Genomic DNA, 16855 nt, shown 5'->3' on the forward strand with positions numbered 1-16855 from the left:
CGCCATGCACCCCCCGCAGCCGCCGTACGGCCCGCCTCCCCCGGCGGGCCGGTACGGTGCTCCCGGCCTGCCGCCGGGTCGCCCGGTGCCGGGGCCGCACGGCGGGGCGGCCCCGGGGCGTCCGTGGGCGACGCCAGGCCCGCGATCCACGGCGCACGCCTACCCGCCGCCGTACCACCCCGGCCCGCACCCGAAGCCCGACCCTGGGCCCTCCCCGCTGTTCCGCGCCGGGTCCATCCTGGGCACCGTCGCCGCGGCGGCCGCGACCCTCGCCGTCGGGATCGTCAGCTCCACCTACGACAACCTCGGCATCGGGTCGGAGCCGGCGGGATGGCAGGTCGGCCTGACGTTGCTGTGGTGGCTGCTCGCGGCCGGGCTGGCGACGCTCGTCGTGTGGCGGGACCGGCACGCCGTCGTGGTGTGCGCGATCTCCGCGGCCGCGGGGATCCTCACTCCGGTGGGCGCCCTCGCGCCGCTCCTCGCCCTGCCGTTCGTCATCGCCCGTGACGGGCGCAGGAAGGTCGTCGCCGCCTGCACCGCGGCGACGACGCTCGCCGTCGGGGCGTCGTTCTGGCGGGACGCCGCGCGCGAGGGAGAGGCTGTGATCTTCTCGATCAGGAGCCCGGACTCCCTCGAGATCTCCTACCTCCTGCCCGTCGGATACGTCGTCCTCGGAATGCTCTGCCTCGGCCTGTCGATCGGCGCAGGCCTTCTCCGTCTCGCGATCGGGCGCGCCGACGCCGCCCAGGAGGTCGCCGCCGCCGAGAACCGGCGGGCGCAGGTCCTCAGCACGCAGGCGGCCGAGCTCCGGACCGAGCTGTCGCGCCAGGACGAGCGCGAGCTCATCGCCCGCGAGATGCACGACACCGTCGCGCACAACCTCTCCATGGTGTCCCTGCACGCGTCGGCGCTGGAGGTCTCGCAGGGCGACCCCGAGGTGGTCGACGCCGCCCGCAGCATGCGCTCCAACGCGCACCGCGCGCTCGACGAGATGCGCGCGCTCATCACCTCCCTGCGGTCCGGGGCCGAGCAGTACACCGGGTCCGCGCCCGCGCTCGGCGACCTCGCCGGCCTGCTCGACGAGGCACGCGCCGCCGGCGTCGACCTCGCCGCGACCGTGTTCGTGGCCGACGCCGACACCGCCCCGCCCGCACTCACGCGCGCCGTCTACCGGGTGGTGCAGGAGTCGCTGACGAACGTCATGAAGCACGCGCCCGGCGCACGCGCCGAGGTCGACGTCCGGGCCCGCCCCGGCGACGGCGTCGACGTCACGGTGCGCAACGCGCTCACCCGCGACCTCGCCACCGACACCGCTCCCCCGTTCGGTGCCACGCTCGGCCTGAGCGGGGTTCCCGGCAGCGGAGCCGGGATCATCGGGATGCGCGAACGGTGCGCGGCCGTCGGCGGCACGTTCGACGCCGGCGTCGACGACGGACGGTTCGTCGTGCGGGCCCACCTGCCCTGGGCGCGCCCGACGGCGTAGCGTGTCCCGGTGCACCCCACGAGCCGCGTCGGTGGTCGCCGCTAGGCTCGCCGCGTGATCAGGGTGATGGTCGTCGACGACGACGCGATGGTCCGGCGACTGCTGCGGACCATCCTCCAGGCAGGCGGCGTCGACGTCGTCGCCGAGGCGACCGACGGCGACGAGGTCGTCACAGGCGTCCAGGCGCACCACCCGGACGTCGTGCTCATGGACCTGCGGATGCCGCGACTCGACGGGATCGACGCGACCCGCGCCGTCACGACGCTCCCCGACCCACCCGGTGTCATCGCCATGACGTCGTTCGACACGGAGCAGGTCATCCTCGACGCCCTCCGTGCAGGCGCCTCCGGGTTTCTCGCCAAGGACGCCGAGCCGACCGAGATCGTCTCCGCCGTCCGCGACGTCGCCGCCGGAGCAGGTGCGCTCTCGCCACGCGCGGCCAAGACCCTCATCGCCCAGGTCGGCGCCGATCCCGGAGCAGCCACCCGACGCGAGGCCGCGGCGCGGCTCGCCTCCCTCACCGAGCGCGAGCTGGACGTCGCGCGTCTCCTCGTCGAGGGTTTGTCCAACGGCGAGATCGCGGGGCGCCTGTACCTCGGCGAGGCGACGGTCAAGACGCACCTCTCCAGCGCCTGCGCCAAGGCTCGCGTCGCGAACCGCACCCAGCTCGCGATCGTCGTCGCCCAGGCCGCCGGGTAGCGCGGTCCGCGGCGGCCCTCCCCCGCCCGGGGGACGTGCTCCTGGACCTGCTGCCAGTAGCGTCGCGACCGTGAACCTCTGTGACAAGGACAGCCGGTGAGCGCGCGGGCCGTCGTCGTAGGCGGCGGGATCGGAGGGCTCGCGTCCGGCGTCGCGCTCGCTCGGACCGGATGGGACGTCACGGTGCTGGAGCGTGCACCGTCGCTCGAACCCGTCGGCGCGGGGATCGCCGTCGCCCCCAACGCCGTGCGCGCGCTCGGCGCGCTCGGCCTCGGCGACCGGCTCCGCGACCTCTCGGCGCTCCAGGGCGAGGTCGGCCTGCGCCGCCCCGACGGCCGCTGGCTCGTCCGCGGGAACGCGAACGCCGCGAGCGAGCGGTTCGGCGACCAGACGCTCGTGCTCCACCGGGCCGAGCTTGTCGACATGCTCGCCGACGCCCTGCCCGACGGCGCGCTCCGGCTCGGGGTCGACGCCGCCGTCGTGGACCCCGGCGACCCGGGGCGGCCCGCGCGCGTGCGGATGCGCACCGGCATCGGGCCGGCGGCCAGCGGGTCGCGCGCCCGAGCGCCCGTTCCCGGGTCCGGAGCGGACGCCGCGAAAACCTCCGACGGCGACCGTCCGCCCGCCGGAGTGGGCGCGCCGGGCGGCGCGTCCGGGCGCGACGAGGAGATCGAGGCAGCGCTCGTCGTCGCGGCGGACGGCATCGACTCGACCACCCGGCGATGCTGGTGGCCGGACGCGCCCGCGCCCGTCTCGGGCGGTTCGACCGCGTGGAGGCTCGTCGCGGAGGCGCCGCCCGGCGAGCCCGGCGGTCCCGTCGGGAGCGAGACCTGGGGCCGCGGGATCGTCGTCGGGATCGTGCCGCTCGCCGACGGCCGCGTGTACTCCTACGTGTCCGTCGCCGACGTCGCCGGCGTGCCCGCGACGTTCCACGAGCTGCGCGAACGGCTCGCCGACTGGCACGCGCCGATCCCCGACCTGCTCGCGACCATCGACCCCGACCACGTGCTGTGCCACGAGCTGCGGCAGCTCCGGGCTCCCCCGGCGTCGCTCGCGACAGGACGCGTCGCGCTCGTCGGGGACGCGGCGCACGCGATGCTGCCGAACGTCGGCCAGGGCGGGTGCCAGGCGCTCGAGGACGCGGTCGTGCTCGGGGTGCGCATGGGCGGCCGTGCGAACGTCACTGCCGTGCCGGAGCTGCTGCGTCGGTGGTCCGACGAGCGGCGGCCGCGTGTCCGGAAGGTCATGCAGATGTCGGCGCAGATGGCCGGGATGTCGCGCGTCGTCTCCCCGGTCGCGACGACGGCCCGCGACCTCGGGGCTCGCCTCGCCGCACCGTGGAGCGCGGCGCTGGGTGCGTGGGCATTGCGCAGTGTGCTCGGCTGGCGGCCACCCGAGGCATGATGACCTTCGCCCGGGCACCCGAAACGGCACGCGATCCAGTTCTCCGATCGCGCTCTTCGGACCGGCTGGACGTCCGTCCAGCCCAAGGCCCCCACGGTCGGCACTTTTCACCCGATCGAGGCCCATACAGCGGGCTCGACCGTGACATCATCCGGCCATGCCTGGATCGATTCACGCTCACGTCGCTGAGGGAAACCGTCTCAAGGTCGAGGTGGTGTCGGACCAGGGCGCGAAGCTCTCGCTCGTCGGCGACCTCACCGACGTGGAGCCGACGGTCGAGAGCGGCGACGTCCTCGCGGACAACCCCGCGCTGCTGAGCAACATGTGGGCCTTCGCCAAGTCCTGGTACGAGGCCCGCACGACGTCGTACACCGATGCTCTCGGGGCGTCCGACCCGGAGAGTCAGAAGGCCGCCCTCAAGCTGGCCGAGGAGAACAAGAAGTCCGCGCAGAAGCGTGCCGACGCCTACGCGAAGATGGCGCAGTGGATCGCCGACGTCGCAGACGACGTGTCCCCGTACGAGCCGAAGAACGGCTGGTGCTCGTCGTGCTTCGCCAAGACGGAGCACCGCAGGTCGAACCGGCCCTCCGGCCAGCTCCCCGTGTTCGTCTGCCAGGGGTGCGGAGGTCCGACCCTCCCGTGCGTCGCCCCCGGCTGCGAGAACATGGCCGTGCGGGAGCGCGGCGCGCTCCGTGTCCCCCAGTACTGTGCCGAGCACCGGCACGACATCCCCGGGTTCGAGAAGGCGGCGCAGCGCAGCTTCGGTGAGCTGCACGACTACGAGGACTTCCTCACGTACGAGAAGCCCAACCTGAGCAAGGTGTCGAAGCTCGCGGCAGTCGGTGTCATCGGTGTTGCTGCGGCAGGTCCGATCGCTTTCGTCGCAGCGCCGGCGATCGGCGGCGCGATCGGCTCGCTCGGCATGTTCGGTGGTCTCACGGGCGCCGCGGCGTCGTCGCACGGGCTCGCCCTGCTCGGCGGAGGGACCCTCGCAGCGGGCGGCTTCGGCATGGCCGGTGGGACCGCCGTCGTCACCGTCGTCGGCGCGGCCGTGGGCGGCACGCTCGGCGCTTCCGTGTCGAACGCCTACGTACGGGAGGACAAGTCGTTCAGGATCGAGCTGCTGCGCCCCGGCAAGGGAGGCGTTCCCGTCGTCGTCGCCAACGGGTTCCTCACCGAGGGCGATCAGGAGAAGTGGGGCGGCTGGCGGACGATCGTCGACGCGCGGTACCCGGACTCTCCCGTGTACCGGGTGCGCTGGGGCGCCAAGGAGCTGAAGGACTTCGGTGTGATGGGCGCAGCGCTCGCGGCCAGGACCAGCGCCTCCGCCGCGGTGAAGGGTGCTGCCACGGTCGCCAACAAGGCGGGTGCCAAGCTCCTCGGCAGCACGTTCGCGCCCGCCTTCATCGCGTCGGACCTCGCGAAGAACCCCTGGCACGTCGCGAAGAGCCGCGCGGACAAGACCGGCGTCATCGTCGCCGACCTGCTCGCCCGCACCGACGCGGACTCCTACGTGCTCATCGGGCACAGCCTCGGAGCCCGTGTCATGGCAGTCGCCACCGAGACCCTCGGTACCCGCTCCGGGCCGCCGCGCATCCAGGCCGCCCACCTGCTCGGCGCCGCCATCGGCGCGAAGAGTAACTGGGGCCCGCTCACCGCGGCCGTCGACGAGGCCGTGTACGGGTACCACTCCACCAACGACGCCGTGCTGAAGTACGTGTACAAGGTCGCGCAGGCAGGCCAGAGCGCCGCCGGGCTCGGCGGGTTCACCCCCGCCTCGCACAAGCTCGTGAACGTCGACGTCTCCGATCGGGTGAGCACGCACTTCGAGTACCAGGGCAACGTTCAGCTCGTGTGACGAGCCGTGGAACGCCGGGCGCGGACAGCACTGGTGAACGTCATGGAACTCGCGAGGCATGGATGACGGTCGCCGAAGTCGGCGCGGACTCGCCACCGCACCCCACGGTCGTTGACCCGTTCGCATCCCCTGAGGTTCAGGCTTCGCGGAGTCTGGTCCACACGAAGTAGCTTCTTGCGCCGCGAGCTGCGAAGCTCACGGCGTGGAAGGCTACGCGCGGCACGTGAAGGCGGTCATCCCGTCTGAGTACGCCGCCGAGCTGCAAACAGTTGACGGGCTTGCACTCCAGCTCGTCGAACATATCGCGTTGACGCGCGAGATGATCGCGACGATCCACGTCCATGGCGCGCAGAGCAAAGCGATCCAAGAGCACATCGCCACCCTGCTTCGAGTACAGCTCGGCTTCGGCGAGGAAGTCGTGCTGACGCCCCAGACCGGGTTCGTCACTCATGCGCGACCCGACTTCTTCTACCCGCTGGCGCCGCACCGGGGGATCATCGCGGAGGTCGAGCGCGGTGGCACCATCACGAACAATCACGATCTGAAGGACCTCTGGAAAGCGCACGTCGCACCCGACGCGCACCACCTGTTCCTGATCGTGCCGACGAACAACTGGAAGGCCGACGGGACGCCACGCGAGCGACCATTCCAGGTCGTCTCTCGCCGTCTGGGAGCATTCTTTGGCTCGCCCCGACGAGAGATCGACGTGCTCAGCGCCCATGTGTTCGCCTACTGAAACGCTGACCGTAGGCGCTTGCCCCGTGTGAGCGGCCCGGCCACGCTCATCGCGCGACCGCGACACCGCCCAGCGGACCGGCCACGGGCTGAAGTTCGCTCGTGTAGCAGTAGAACCCCGGCACCCGCTCACCGGACCGGAACGTCACCTTGTTGAGCTGACCGCTCTGGCTCGCGATGACGGTCCACGGGAGCGGCCCGCGCGCGGACGCGTCGACGAGCTGCTGGAGCGCGGCGCGCGACGAGTCCGCGTTGAGGAACACCGGCACGCCGCGCACGGTCGCCCAGACGACCGCGCGTCCGCCGAGCGTGCCCACGTCGGCGAGCGTCGGAGCGCCCGACGCGAGCACCGACCGCACGTGGTCCAGCAGGTGCTGCTCGTCGAACGGGTCCTCCTTCGTCCCCTGCGGGGCGGGCACCGATGCGGGCGCTGCGCTGCGACGACCGGCCGGGGAGCTCGTGCTACCCGGTACGGGCCCACTGGCCGCAGCCCGGTCTGCCTCCGTGTACACCGCGTGCTGGTCGCGCGCCACGGCGGGCGGTGCGCCCGCGGCCATGGCCGTCCGCATGCCGGCCATGCTGCGCGACGTCGCGGCGTACGCCTGGTCGACGTTCGCCGTGTCGTAGGTGAGTGAGCGCTCGCGCTTCACGCCGAGCGACGCACCGACCTCGATGGCGTCCTGGTTGGCACCCATGTAGAGGAACGTCCAGCCGAACTGCTCCTCGCGCTCGGTGACGAGCGCCTTGATCGCGGCGTGCGTGTACTCCTTCGAGGCGTTCTCGAGGCCGTCGGTCATGATCCCGACGATCACGGCGCCGGGCCGCTGATCCTCGGGAGCTGGGCGATGCGCAACGCGGTCGTCTGCACGAGCCGCCCGATCGAGTCGAGCAGCGCGGTCATGCCGCGCGGCCGCAGGTCGAGCGGCGGGACCTCGCGCACGTCGAGGTCGGTGTAGACCTCCTCGTACTCGTTGTCGAACTGCGCGAGCGTGACCGTGCAGCGGCCGGGCGCCTCGCGCTGCTCGGCGAGGAACAGGTCGAAGCCCTGCTCGGTGGCCTGCTTGATCGTCTGCATCGAGCCGGACCGGTCGAGCAGCATGGCGAGGTGGGTGAGGGTCTGGTCAGGCATGGCGGTTCCCTTCGTCGTGCTGCTGGACGGGCGGCGTGGCGGGTGGTCAGGTGCGGCGACGGAACCTCAGGGGTTCGACGGCGGTCGTCGGCTCGGGCGGCGGGGTCCCGCGCTCGCGGTCGTAGCGGGCGCGCGTGACGCCCTCGGCGGAAACGCGACCGTCGGGACCGGAGTAGCCCGCGAGCGCCGGGGTCCGCGCGAGGCGCGGAGGCACGGTGTTCGGCGCGACGCCCGCCGCTTCGGCGACGGACCGCATCGACGACCCGGCGAGCAGCGCCTCCGCCATCGCCTCGTCGAGCGCGACGTCGAGGAGCGCACGCGCCCGCGAGAGCGGCTCCACCGCCTCACCGGGCGGCGCGGCATTCGCCTCGCCGAGCGCCGCAAGTGCGGCGTCGAGCCGAGGTCGGAGGTGTCGCGACGGGTCCGTGGTCATACCGAGATCTGCTCACCGGTTTCACCCACTCGTCGTCCGGGTGCGGCGGTGTGCGCGAGGCCGACCGACCTACCCTGACGCTGTGACATCGACGCTGATCGTCCCCGACGTCCTCACTCCTACCCTCCGCGACGAAGCGGTCGATCATCTTCGTCGCTACTTCGCTCCCGTCGGCGGGACGACGGGCTGGGCGGGTTCGCGCTTCGAGCGGCTGGCCGGCGGAGGCGATCGACCGGAGACGGCTGACCGGTTCACGGCTGACGACCTCGTCGCGGTCTCGCTCCTGTCGGTGAACGTCCCGCCGCACGGGGCGATCCAGCTCCTCGAGACTCGCGCGGACGAGTTCGGAGAGCTGCTCGCCGAGATCCCTCACGACCTCGACCTCGTGGACGTCGAGTCGATCCCCGACGGCTGGGCTCCGCACCGCCTCTGGGAGGCGCTGCGCGACATCCACGGCATCGGCTGGGTCACCGCGGGCAAGCTCCTGGCACGCAAGCGGCCGCGGCTCATCCCGGTCTACGACACCGTCGTCCGGGCGGCGGTCAAGCCCACCGCCTCGTTCTGGGACGCTCTCCTTGCAGCACTGCGAGCAGACGACCGCGCACTGCACCGACACCTCCTCTCCCTGCGCGACGAGGCCGGGATCGGCGACGACATCTCGGCGCTACGGGTCTTCGACGTCGTCGTGTGGATGCACCACCGCTACACCGAGCCCACCGCAGACGCCGACGTCGACGCCGCATGACGGCCGAGGGCCACCTCTTCGTCGTCAACGGCCGCCTCGAGGCACTGAGCGCCGACGCCATCGTCATCCCGACCGACGCCGCCTTCCACGTCGAGCGATGGTGGCGCGACGCGGCCGGCCTCGAGCCCGCCACCACGTGGAGCCAGGTCAAGCCGGTGGGGTGGGGTCGAGGTGCTGCCCTTCGCGCGCGGACGTCCCGCCGCGGCGCGAGGAACCGGCCCGAGGTCTGGTTCCTCGACGCCATCGCCACCACGCCCGACGGCGTGGGCGACGCCGCCCGCCGCGCCGTGGCGGCGATCGTCGAGCATTCCGCGGACCGCCTCCGCGTCGCCGCTGAGGCCGCAGGCCGCGACCTGCCTCTCGTCGCGCTCCCGATCCTCGGGACTGGCTACGGCGGCCACCGCCTGCGCCGCGGGCAGGTCATCTCCTCCCTCCTCGCCACCCTGGACGACGCGGCGCGCGACCTCGGCGTGGACCTCGCCCTGGTCGCGTCGAACCGAGCCGACTACTCGGCGCTCCAGCACCGCCGCCGCGTGCTCGCACGACCCACCGGGCTCCCAGACGAGGTCACCGCCCGAGCCCGGACGCTCGGCGCACGTGCCGCCCGCGGCGACCTCGCCCTGTTCTTCGGTGCCGGCGTGAGCATCGCCGCGGGCCTGCCGTCGTGGAGCCAGCTGCTGACCGACCTGGTCGCGAAGCTCGACCTGGACAGCGACGTGCGCGAACGCATCAGGGAGCTCGGCCCGCTCGAGCAGGCGGAGCTCATCCAGGTCGCGCTCGCCGACCGGTCGGCGCGGGCCAGGTCGGACGCTCAGAAGGCGCTCGGCGTCCGCGTCGCGAGCATCATCAGGGCGGCGTCCGCCCGCCCCAGCCTCTCCCACGCCCTCCTCGCGAGCATGCGCGTGCGTGAGGCGGCCACGACCAACTACGACCAGCTCTACGAGCAGGCCGTCACGGCCGCGGGCGGTCCGACCGACGGGCTGCGGGCCGACATCGACCAGCTCCCGTGGGACCGCACGAGCACACGACGGCCATGGCTCCTCAAGATGCACGGCGACGTGGAGCATCCGGACTCGATCGTGCTGTCCCGAAGCTCGTTCGTGCACTACGACAACCGGTGGAAGCCCGTCGGGTCACTCGTTCAGTCGCTGATGATGACGAAGCACCTGCTCGTCGTCGGGGCGTCGATGACCGACGACAACCTGCTGCGGTTCGCCTACGAGGTGGCCGGCCTCCGGGCGAGCGTCGAGAAGCACGACCCGGCCGCTCCGGAGATCGGCACGGTCCTCCACCTCGCCGACGACGCGGCGTTCAGCCGCCTCTGGAAGGGCCGGTTCGACGTCGTCGTCCCGACCCTGGACGCCGTCGAAGGGACCGCGGCCTCGATGGCCGATCCCCTCGAGTCGGACGAGGCGCGGCGCCTCCGTGAGGCGGCCGAGCGCCGTCGGGCCGCACGAGCCCTCACCGTCCTGCTGGACGTCGTCGCCATGCACGCGGAACGCGAGGTGCCCCACCTCCTCGACGCGCGGTACGTCGACGAGCGCGGCGAGGAGGCGGCATCGCTCGTCGCCGACCTGAGGAACCTGGCGAAGACTGCCCGCCAGATCGGCGCCGACGACGCGTGGACCCAGCTCGCCGACTCCCTCGACCAGTTCGGCGCCGGATCCACCGACCGCTGACCACACCCGACGCACGACGCCGTCGTCCACAGTGGACTTCCACGGCGAGGATCAGGCCGGCGACCACTCCTGCGCCCGGGCGAACCGACGGCGGACCGCTTCCCCTCCGACGTCCTCGATCCAGGAGCGGTCGCCCACGACGACCAGGAGCGACCGTGCCCGGGAGAGCCCGGTGTAGAGCATCTCGCGCGCCCGTGCGACGTCGCGGACGCCGTTGACTGCGAGGACGACGACCGGACGCTCGAGGCCCTTGAACCCGAGCACGTGGCCGTAGAACACGTCGTCCTCGGCGAAGAACGCGTCCCAGTAGGCGGCGTGGCCGCCCGCCTCGACCTCGTTCACCTGCTGCGGATGCCGCCGTCCGGTCGCGAGCAGCGCGAGCTGCCCGCTCGCCCAGCCCTCGTCGAGCAGGGCCTCCACCGCGTCGTCCGCGGCACCGACGGCGTCGGTGGTGGGGACGTCGACGACCCGGACGGGCGGTCCCTCCATCCCGCGGGGCGTGATCCGCTCGGGCGAGAGCGCCCCGAACACCTGGGCGATCTGCTTCGTCGACCGCAGGTTCTCGTGCAGCGTCACGGGCACGAGCTCCAGCGGGACGCGGCCTTCCCGGGGAAAGACGCGCTGCGCGTCGTCCATGAAGACGTACAGGCCGCCGGAGTCCTGGTCGCGCAGGCAGCGCAGCAGCGACGGCCACCAGAGGTCGCCGAAGTCCTGCGCCTCGTCGACCACGACCGCGTCGAAGAGGTCGTCGGCACGGCGCGCGCCCGCGAGCGTCCCGAGCGCGAGGGGCAGCCGCCGCTCCCAGTAGTCCGGGTCGTCGTCGGCACCGGGTTCCGCACCCCAGGCCAGCGGCAGGTCGTGGAAGAGACCCACGTACGCAGGTCGATCGCGCGCCGGCCACTGCTCGACGACCCGCTCGAAGTACCGCCCGAGGCCACGCGAGTAGCACAGGAGCGCGACCCGCTCACCGGCCCGCGCGCGCCGTCGCGCCTGCTCGAGCGCGAGCCACGTCTTGCCGGAGCCCGCGCCGCCCACGACGCGCATCCGGCGCACCCCGGAGAGCGCGTCGAGCGTGCGGGACTGGTCGCGGGTCATCTGCTCGAGCCGCGTGTCGTGCTGCGCCGCGAGCGCCAGGTGCTCCGCCTGGCTGGGGAATCCCCCGGTGAGCGACTCGACGAGGTCGGGGACGTCGTCGAGGGCGAGCGGCGCATGCCCCTGGCCGTGGCGCTCGATCGCGTGCTTGACGCGCTCGGCCACGCCGAGCGGCCGCTCCAGGTCCGCGCGGTCGACGAGCATGTCTCGCGGCAGGTCGAGCGACGACCAGTCGGCCGGCACGTACCGGTGCGGCAGGGCGACGAGGTGCGCGGTGCGCGCCTCGCCGGCCCAGAGGCCGCGACGACGCAGCAGCGCCTGGAGCGCGTGCCGAGCGCCCTGCACCTGACGGACCGGCTCGATGCGGTGCCGGCGGTCGCCGCTGCCCTGGTACCACGCGCCCTCGTGCCGGTCGACGTACCCGCCCTTGACCTCGATCGCCGCGATCCCGACTCCCGGCCACGCGACGAGCACGTCGATCTCGTACTCGTGCTCGTCCTCCTGGAGGTGCAGGCCGTGGACGACGACCGCGTCGTCCGGCAGCTGCGCGACGAGCGCCTCCCAGACGGCACGCTCCGCGCCGCCGTCGTCCGGGAACGTCGGGTCGGGCGGGTACGCGTGCGGCATGCCCTGTTCGTACCGCACCAGCCCGACGACGTCACGGGTGCCGGCGGAACGGTGCGCCCCGGTCATCAGATTTCACCCGCCGACGCCGACGCGACCACGCTTGCGGGATGCACGGCGCGCGCCCAGGCGCGGTAGGCCTCGCGACGAGCGTCGTCGTCGAAGGTGCCGTGCGCGACCCAGTCGTCGTGCCAGGCGAAGACGCGCTCGGGCAGCGAGCGCATCGCGTCCTCGACGATGCCGTCCTGCACCGCCCGCTGCCCCCAGTACGGGGCGCTCGGGTCGAGCCGCAGGACGGGGAGTCCCGCCGCGCGGGCCAGCCGCCAGCGCTCGGGGAACACGAGGGTGACGTAGGCGTCCATGCGCAGGTTCGCGGGGTCGTCCCGGTTGCGCGGCGCGAGGGACGGCACGCCCAGTGCCGTGCTGGTGCGGGAGTCGACGGCGAGGCAGTCGGTGCACACCGAGCGCTGCACCCGGAACATCCCGCGGGAGTACGAACGTCCCCGCAGGCACACGTGGCACAGCGTCAGCCCACCTTGGACGTCGCACGCGCGGGACGGCGTCGGGCGCGGCACGCCGGTGTGGACGGGGCACAGGAGCCGGGCGTCGGCGCCGACGAGGACGCGGCATGGGTCGTCGGTGCGGACCTGGTGGGTGGTGATGAACATCGGTGCGGCCCTTCGGTCAGGGTCGACGTCCGGTCCGGCGCGCACGACGGCGCTGCCGAGGCGGACGACGGCCTCGCACTTCCCTCGGCCGGTCGGCCGGGGGCCGGTCTTCCTCCTGGGGCACCGTGCGCGAGGGGCGCGGTTGCCGGACCAGCACGCGGAGGGCGTGTCGCTGGACGCTCTTGACCTGGGCAGATGTTTACCCGACGCCACCCTCGCCGCGCAACCCGGCACGCGGTTGCCGCAAGCACCCGATCGGGCCGGTGCGTCACCGTGCCGCGAGCACCTCGCGCAGGAGCCGCACAGCCCGGGGTCCGACGCCGTGCAAGGCGAGGAGGTCCGCGTCGCCGAGCCGGTCGACGTCGGACAGCGTGACGATGCCGGCACCGGCGAGCGCGCGCGTCGCCGGGCGACCGATCGCGGCGGGGAGGTCGCCGACGGAGCCCGGCTCGGCGGCGTCGGCCGCGACGAGGGTGTCCGCGAGCCGTCGCGGCGCGCGGGCGAGCCACGCGCGCCGCACCCAGTGGTTGGCCTGCTGGCCGTCGAGGTCGGCGAGGGGAACGCCCGCGCCGAGCAGGTGGTCACCCCGGGTCCACCTGCGCGCGGTCGGCTGCTCGGCGAGCAGGCGCGCGACGTCGTCGTCCCCCACACGGAGCTGCACGACGTCGTCCCGCGTCACCACCGCGAACCGTCGCCCGCGCACCACGAAGGACACCGTCCCGGCGGTCGCGTCCTCCGCCGCCTCGGGCAGGGCGAGCGCGGCCGCGCGGACCTGGGCGAGCGTCGTCATGCCGCCACCCTGCCACGGCCGCGCCCGAGCACGACGCTGCGCGCCGTCGAGCACGACATCCGCGTCGTTCTGAGCCCCATAACGACAGCAACGTCGTGTTCGGCGCAGGTCCCGGTGACCGGCAGACTGTGCCTGTGAGCAACCGCCGACCCCGTCCCCCGCACCGGGCCAGCATGGTGTGGACCGCGGTGCGCGGCGGGGTGCGCGGACGCGAGCGCCTGGCCCCGGTCGTCGACTACCTCGCCGTCCTGGTCATCCTGGTCGTGCTGTTCGGCGGGTCGGTGTGGTTCGTCGTGTGGCTGCTGCTCCAGGAGGAGGGGGTCGCGGCGGCCGTCTCGTGCTTCCTGGTCATCGGCTTCGGCGTCGGGCTGGTGGCGTACGTGCGCGGGCCGTCGAACCAGGCGGTCGTCCTGCGCCCGCACGAGATCGAGCTGCCCGTGGGGCCGGAGCCGGCACGCGTCGTCGTGCGGTGGGACGACGTCGCGGGGGTACGGGTGCTGGAGGGCGAGCGACGCCCGACGCTGCGGGTCGAGCTGCGCGACGGCGCGCGGGCCCGGCACGCCGAGGGCGAGGACCTGCTCCAGGTCCGCCCGGCGAACGGGCCGGACCCGGACACCGTGGACGTCGCGGACGCCGAGGCGGTCGCCCGCGTCCTGCGGCACCTGCTGGACCACCCCGAGGACCGCACGCGCCTCGCGCAGCGCGGCGGCGTGGGCATCGTCCTCGCGTTCGCGCGCCCGGTCTACGGCGACCCGCCCGCCTGACCCGGGCGCCGAGGTCGGCCGCCACCCGCCGAGAACGACCCTGCACGCGGTCGAGAACGACCCTGCTGTCGTGATCGCGCCCAGAACGACAGCAACCCCGTGTTCGGCGGCGGGGGTTGGGGGGCGGGGGGCGGGGGCCGGGGGCGGGGGGGTGGGGCACGACGACGGCCCGGGCCCGCACCTGGGGGGTGCGGGTCCGGGCCGTCGTCGATCGGACTGGTTCTCGGTTGTCAGCGGCGGCCGATGTCGGACAGCTCGGCCGCGGCGATGACGAGCTCGCGCTCGGCGTCGTCCAGGACGCCGTCGAGGACGAGGTCCTCGGTCACGAGGCTCACGTGCTCGACGAACTCACGGTGCGTCGAGTACTCGTCGGTCTCGGCGACGTGGTCGTTCACGGTGCAGCCCGTGCCGTCGTCGTAGTTCTGGACGGTGCTGTCGTGGCCGTCGATGACGACGGTCGGACGGATGTCCGAGCCCACGCAGCGGTCACGGACGAGCTGCAGGACCGTGAAGGTCACCTCGCCGGTCGTGACGTTGCCGACGCCGTCGACCGCGCGGTAGCGGACCACGTGCTGGCCGTCGGCCGCGAACGCGACCGGGGCCGCGTAGCGCTGCCAGGCGCCGCCGTCGGCCTGGAACTCGATGCGGTCGACGCCCGACTCCTCGTCCACCGCGGTCAGCGTGACGCGGGCGCTGGCGACGAAGTCGCCGTCGCGGGTGCGGCTGCCGCTGACGCCCGCCGTGACGACGGGCCCGTCGGTGTCACCCGGCTCCTCGCCGCCGGCGATGACGAACGTCGCCGTCTGGAGGGCGGAGACGTTGCCCGCGACGTCCGTCGCGCGGTACGTGACGGTGTGCGCGCCCGGGGTCCGCACGGAGATCTGCTTCGCGTACGGGAGCCACTCGCCGCCGTCGACCTGGTACTCGACCGAGGCGACGCCGGAGTCGGCGTCCGTCGCGAGCAGGCGGAGGAAGACGGTCGAGAGGTACTCGCCGGCCTCGTTCTTCTCGCCACCCATGACGCGGTGGTTCACCGTGGGGGCGACGGTGTCGCCGCCCTGGCCGGCGACGACGTCGAACGTGACGCTGGCAGGCTCGGTGACGTTGCCCGCCACGTCGGTCGCGCGGTAGGCGAGCGTGTGCCGACCGGGCTCGTCGACGACGACGGCCTCGGTGTACTCGGTCCAGCCCGCGCCGTCGAGGTCGTACTCGACGGACGCGACGCCGGAGCCGTCGTCGGTCGCGGTGAGCTGCACGGACGCGGAGCCGACGTAGGCGCCGTCCTCGTCCTGCGTGCCGCTGAGCTGGGTCTCGACGACCGGGGCCGTCGTGTCCTCGCCGGCGTCGGCGACGACGACGAACTCCGTGACGGTCTCCTCGGACACGTTGCCGGCGGCGTCGGTGGCCCGGTAGACGAGCGTGTGCTCGCCGGGCTCGTCGACGACGAGCGGCTCGGTGTACGGGGCCCAGCCGGCGCCGTCGAGGTCGTACTCGACGCTCTCCACGCCGGACGCGTCGTCCGTCGCGGTGAGCGTCGCCGTGGCGGACCCGACGAACGCGCCGTTGTCGTCCTGCGTGCCCGTCACCTCGGCGGTGACGGTCGGGGCGGTCGTGTCCTGCTCGCCGCCCTCGACGACGGTGAACGTCACCGAGCCGACCTCGGACACGTTGCCCGCGACGTCGGTCGCGCGGAAGGAGACGGTGTGCTCGCCGAGGTCGGTGAACGGCACGGTCGTCGTGTAGGGCAGCCACGCGCCGCCGTCGACCTGGTACTCGACCGACGCGACGCCCGACCCCTCGTCCGAGGCGTGGAGCATGAACGCGGCGGTACCGATGTAGGCACCGTTCTCGTCCTGCTGCCCCATGACCATGGGCTCGACGGTCGGCGCGGTCGTGTCCTCCTCGACGTCACCCTCGACGACGGTGAACTCCGCGGTCTGGGCCTCGGACGTGTTGCCCGCCGTGTCGGTCGCACGGAACTGCAGGGTGTGCGCGCCGACGGCGTCGACGAGGAACGGCTCGGTGTACGCCTGCCAGCCCGCGCCGTCGAGGTCGTACTCGACCCCGGCCACGCCGGACTGGTCGTCGGTCGCGTCGAGCGTGACCGTCGCGCCGCCGACGTACGCGCCGTCGCCGTCCTGCTCGCCCGTGAGGAGCGCCGAGACGGCCGGTGCGGTCGTGTCGTCGCCCCCGCCGCCGTCGGTGACGACGAGCTCGCCCCACATCTCGCCGTGGCCGGGGATCGCGCAGAAGTAGCGGTAGGCGCCGGACGTGAGGGTCACGTCCTTCTCGTGCCGCCCGCCGTTCGCGTCGAACGGGCTCGCGAGGATGTTCACGTCGAGGTCGTGGTTGAAGCCGGCGGTCGACGTGTCGAACGTGAGCGTGTGGCTCATGCCGAACGTGCTTCCGGTCGCGATGCTGTTCTCGAACACGATCGTGGCCGGGCCGGCCTCGGCCGTGGCCGGGAAGGACTTGTAGTCGGTCACGCTGTTGTCCGCGGTCCAGGTGAGGACCTGCGCGGCGGCGACGGTGCTGCTCGCGACGGACGAGACGGCGGACGGAGCCGTCGCCGTGGGTGCGGCCGAGGCCGGGGCGACGGTGAGGACCGTCGTCGCGGTGAGTCCGGCGACCGTGGCGGCGAGGAGCCGCCGCGGGCCGCGGCGGCGGGAGCCGCCGGGACTGGTACGTCGTTCCATGAGGGTGCACTCCTCCGGGGGGTGTCTGGGGTTCTGTCGGGCGGGTCGGGCTGGTC

General features: G+C 73.3%; 15 protein-coding genes and 1 riboswitch. Of the genes, 8 read left to right on the plus strand and 7 right to left on the minus strand.

Annotated elements, in window-relative coordinates; genetic code table 11:
* The first annotated feature begins 4 nt into the window (after positions 1-4).
* The 5 genes from JOE63_RS20380 to JOE63_RS20400 all read left to right on the plus strand — a co-directional run bounded on the left by JOE63_RS20380 (position 5) and on the right by JOE63_RS20400 (position 6180).
* A complete protein-coding gene (locus tag JOE63_RS20380; protein WP_204543270.1) occupies positions 5-1483 on the plus strand; it encodes a sensor histidine kinase in 1479 nt (492 codons plus the stop codon).
* A gap of 54 nt (positions 1484-1537) precedes the next feature.
* Positions 1538-2182 (plus strand): response regulator transcription factor, encoded by a 645-nt coding sequence (locus tag JOE63_RS20385; protein ID WP_204543271.1) that lies wholly within the window; start codon positions 1538-1540, stop codon positions 2180-2182.
* Positions 2183-2278: 96 nt separating this feature from the next.
* Positions 2279-3586, plus strand: a complete 1308-nt coding sequence (locus tag JOE63_RS20390) for an FAD-dependent monooxygenase (protein ID WP_204543272.1) — start codon at positions 2279-2281, stop codon at positions 3584-3586.
* Positions 3587-3743: 157 nt separating this feature from the next.
* Positions 3744-5444, plus strand: a complete 1701-nt coding sequence (locus JOE63_RS20395; protein WP_087470149.1) for a DUF726 domain-containing protein — start codon at positions 3744-3746, stop codon at positions 5442-5444.
* A gap of 202 nt (positions 5445-5646) precedes the next feature.
* Positions 5647-6180: a hypothetical protein gene (locus tag JOE63_RS20400; RefSeq protein WP_087470150.1), complete on the plus strand. Its 534-nt coding sequence runs from the start codon at positions 5647-5649 to the stop codon at positions 6178-6180.
* A gap of 46 nt (positions 6181-6226) precedes the next feature.
* Here the strand turns inward: JOE63_RS20400 and JOE63_RS20405 are convergent, their stop codons facing one another.
* Genes JOE63_RS20405 through JOE63_RS20415 form a run of 3 tightly spaced genes read right to left on the minus strand, consistent with a single transcriptional unit; the run spans position 6227 to position 7741 of the window.
* Positions 6227-6976 (minus strand): hypothetical protein, encoded by a 750-nt coding sequence (locus JOE63_RS20405; protein WP_204543273.1) that lies wholly within the window; start codon positions 6974-6976, stop codon positions 6227-6229.
* 11 nt (positions 6977-6987) lie between these two features.
* Positions 6988-7308: a hypothetical protein gene (locus tag JOE63_RS20410; protein ID WP_204543275.1), complete on the minus strand. Its 321-nt coding sequence runs from the start codon at positions 7306-7308 to the stop codon at positions 6988-6990.
* Positions 7309-7354: 46 nt separating this feature from the next.
* The gene (locus JOE63_RS20415) at positions 7355-7741 is read right to left on the minus strand and encodes a hypothetical protein (RefSeq protein WP_087470151.1); all 387 of its coding nucleotides are present in this window, start codon (positions 7739-7741) and stop codon (positions 7355-7357) included.
* An 82-nt stretch (positions 7742-7823) separates the two neighbouring features.
* Between JOE63_RS20415 and JOE63_RS20420 the strand changes: the two genes are divergently transcribed.
* Together JOE63_RS20420 and JOE63_RS20425 are read left to right on the plus strand one after the other, a co-directional pair.
* On the plus strand, positions 7824-8486 hold the full coding sequence (locus JOE63_RS20420) for a DUF6308 family protein (protein WP_087470152.1): 663 nt from the start codon (positions 7824-7826) through the stop codon (positions 8484-8486).
* Positions 8483-10165: an SIR2 family protein gene (locus JOE63_RS20425; protein ID WP_204543277.1), complete on the plus strand. Its 1683-nt coding sequence runs from the start codon at positions 8483-8485 to the stop codon at positions 10163-10165. The genes JOE63_RS20420 and JOE63_RS20425 overlap by 4 nt, the downstream gene beginning before the upstream one ends.
* Positions 10166-10216: 51 nt before the next feature.
* On the opposite strand, the gene JOE63_RS20430 is transcribed toward JOE63_RS20425, so the two are convergent.
* The 3 genes from JOE63_RS20430 to JOE63_RS21255 all read right to left on the minus strand — a co-directional run bounded on the left by JOE63_RS20430 (position 10217) and on the right by JOE63_RS21255 (position 13339).
* The gene (locus tag JOE63_RS20430; protein ID WP_204543279.1) at positions 10217-11884 is read right to left on the minus strand and encodes a nuclease-related domain-containing DEAD/DEAH box helicase; all 1668 of its coding nucleotides are present in this window, start codon (positions 11882-11884) and stop codon (positions 10217-10219) included.
* 65 nt (positions 11885-11949) lie between these two features.
* Positions 11950-12549 (minus strand): hypothetical protein, encoded by a 600-nt coding sequence (locus JOE63_RS20435; protein ID WP_204543281.1) that lies wholly within the window; start codon positions 12547-12549, stop codon positions 11950-11952.
* A gap of 70 nt (positions 12550-12619) precedes the next feature.
* Positions 12620-12737, minus strand: a riboswitch (SAM riboswitch).
* 80 nt (positions 12738-12817) lie between these two features.
* Positions 12818-13339 carry a hypothetical protein gene (locus JOE63_RS21255; RefSeq protein ID WP_239576787.1) on the minus strand — a complete coding sequence of 174 codons (522 nt, stop codon included), beginning with the start codon at positions 13337-13339 and terminating at the stop codon, positions 12818-12820.
* Between the two features lie 134 nt (positions 13340-13473).
* Between JOE63_RS21255 and JOE63_RS20445 the strand changes: the two genes are divergently transcribed.
* Positions 13474-14103, plus strand: a complete 630-nt coding sequence (locus tag JOE63_RS20445) for a hypothetical protein (RefSeq protein ID WP_204543283.1) — start codon at positions 13474-13476, stop codon at positions 14101-14103.
* A gap of 230 nt (positions 14104-14333) precedes the next feature.
* On the opposite strand, the gene JOE63_RS20450 is transcribed toward JOE63_RS20445, so the two are convergent.
* Positions 14334-16799, minus strand: a complete 2466-nt coding sequence (locus tag JOE63_RS20450; protein ID WP_204543285.1) for a chitobiase/beta-hexosaminidase C-terminal domain-containing protein — start codon at positions 16797-16799, stop codon at positions 14334-14336.
* Positions 16800-16855 lie beyond the last annotated feature (56 nt).

Origin of the sequence: Cellulosimicrobium cellulans (genome assembly GCF_016907755.1) — a bacterium.
GTDB classification, from domain to species: domain Bacteria; phylum Actinomycetota; class Actinomycetes; order Actinomycetales; family Cellulomonadaceae; genus Cellulosimicrobium; species Cellulosimicrobium cellulans_D.